The sequence below is a fragment of the Streptomyces sp. NPDC002130 genome (assembly GCF_040296465.1).
GTDB lineage: Bacteria > Actinomycetota > Actinomycetes > Streptomycetales > Streptomycetaceae > Streptomyces.
Map to the genome: position 1 here is coordinate 1 of NZ_JBEOXI010000625.1, position 2,011 is coordinate 2,011.

At 64.0% G+C, this 2,011-nt stretch carries 2 protein-coding genes; both read left to right on the top strand.

Annotation, left to right across the window (positions count from 1 at the left end; translation table 11 throughout):
• The coding region (locus ABT116_RS43670; RefSeq protein WP_351646357.1) for an acyl-CoA dehydrogenase family protein at positions 1-1,157 on the top strand (1,157 nt) is incomplete at its 5' end.
• Between the two features lie 7 nt (positions 1,158-1,164).
• Positions 1,165-2,011: thiolase family protein (locus ABT116_RS43675; protein WP_502984054.1), on the top strand; the 847-nt coding region annotated here is incomplete at its 3' end.

Below are 2,011 nucleotides of genomic sequence, written 5' to 3' on the forward strand. Positions count from 1 at the left end.
GTCGTCGTGTTGCGGAGCTGACCATTGCCGGCGCCCGTCGCGTGCTCAGCATCGAGTTGCCGCCGGAGGCAGAGGCGATCCGCGCCGACGTTCGCGCTGAACTTGCTCCTGCTCTCGAACTCGAAGGCGCCGCACAGAAGACGTATCTCGCGGAAAAGGGCTACACCGCACCGCACTTCACGGCTCCGTGGGGCAAGTCCGCCGATGCCGTCAGCCAGCTGGTCATCGCCGAAGAACTGCGCGCTGCGAAGATCAAGCCGCACGACATGATCATCGGCAACTGGGTCATCCCGACGCTCATCGCGCACGGCAACGAAGAGCAGCTTGCCAAGTTCGTCCCGCCGTCACTGCGCGGCGACATAGTCTGGTGCCAGCTCTTCTCCGAGCCCGGCGCAGGTTCCGACCTCGCGGCCCTGAGTACCAAGGCCACCAAGGTCGACGGTGGCTGGAAGTTGCAGGGCCAGAAGGTGTGGACGTCGATGGCACGCGACGCGCACTGGGGAATCTGCCTCGCGCGCACCGACGCTGACGCACCCAAGCACAAGGGCCTGTCCTACTTCCTCATCGACATCAAGAACAGTGGCCTCGACATTCGTCCGCTGCGCGAGATCACCGGTGAAGCACTGTTCAACGAAGTCTTCTTCGACGACGTCTTCGTTCCTGACGAGTGCCTGGTCGGCGAGCCAGGCGACGGCTGGAAGCTCGCTCGCACCACGCTGGCCAACGAGCGTGTCTCGTTGTCCAACGACTCGTCTCTCGGATCGGGTGGCGAGGCTCTTCTGAGCCTGGTCGACGGACTGCCCGGTGGCATCGACGACGAGCAGTTGACCGTTCTCGGAAAGGTGCTGTGCGACGCGCAATCCGGCGGTCTGCTCGGTCTGCGCACCACGCTGCGCTCGCTCACCGGCGCGCAGCCGGGCGCCGAGTCCTCGGTGGCAAAGTTGATCGGTGTCGAGCACATCCAGCAGGTCTGGGATGTGGCAATGGAGTGGGCCGGGCCGAGTTCACTTCTGGGCGACCAGCATCGGATGTCTGCAACCCAGATGTTCTTGAACTCGCAGTGCATGTCCATCGCGGGTGGTACAACCAATGTTCAGCTCAACATCATCGGTGAGCGAATCCTGGGTCTGCCTCGCGACCCTGAACCGGGAAAGTGACCTGCACATGAGCAATCGCACCTTCGTCATCGGCGTGGGCATGACCAAGTTCGAGAAGATCGAGACCCGCGACTGGGAATACCCGGACATGGTGACCGAAGCCGTCTCGAATGCCCTGGCCGATGCCGGGATCGGCTACGACCAGATCCAGCGCGCTGCAGTCGGTTACGTGTTCAATGCGTCGACAGCAGGACAGCGAGCTCTCTACGAGACCGGTCTGACCGGCATTCCGATCTTCAACGTCAACAACAACTGCGCCACCGGCTCGACTGCGCTCTGGCTGGCTCGACAGGCAGTCGAGAGCGGCGCGGTGGAATGTGCTCTGGCGCTCGGCTTCGAGCAGATGCAGCCCGGAGCCCTCAAGGGTGCCTGGACTGACCGCCCGCGGCCGCTCGGTCGCTTCGACGAGGTTCTCGAGGCTGCCGCCGGGATCGACGCATCAGTTCCGCGGGCTGCGCAGTACTTCGGTGTAGCGGGTATGGAATACATGGAGAAGTTCGGCATGAAGGCCGAAACGTTCGCCAAGGTTCAGGTCAAGGCACGCAAGCACTCGGCCGGCAACCCGTACTCGGTGTTCCGCACACAACTCACCGAAGACGAAGTGATGGCAGCGCCGACACTCTTCGGACCCGTCACGCGGTATCAGGCCTGCCCACCCACGTGTGGCGCCGCGGCAGCGATCATCTGCACCGAAGAATTCGCCCGCGCCAACGGACTTCGCGCAGACGTCGCGATCAAAGCCCAGTCGATGGCCTACGACCACCTCCTGATCTCCCTCCCCTTGAGGTGCCGCTTCCCCCCTGCGGCGCCCGCTCCGTCTTCCCCCTGCGGCGACGGTCCACCGTCACGCCGCC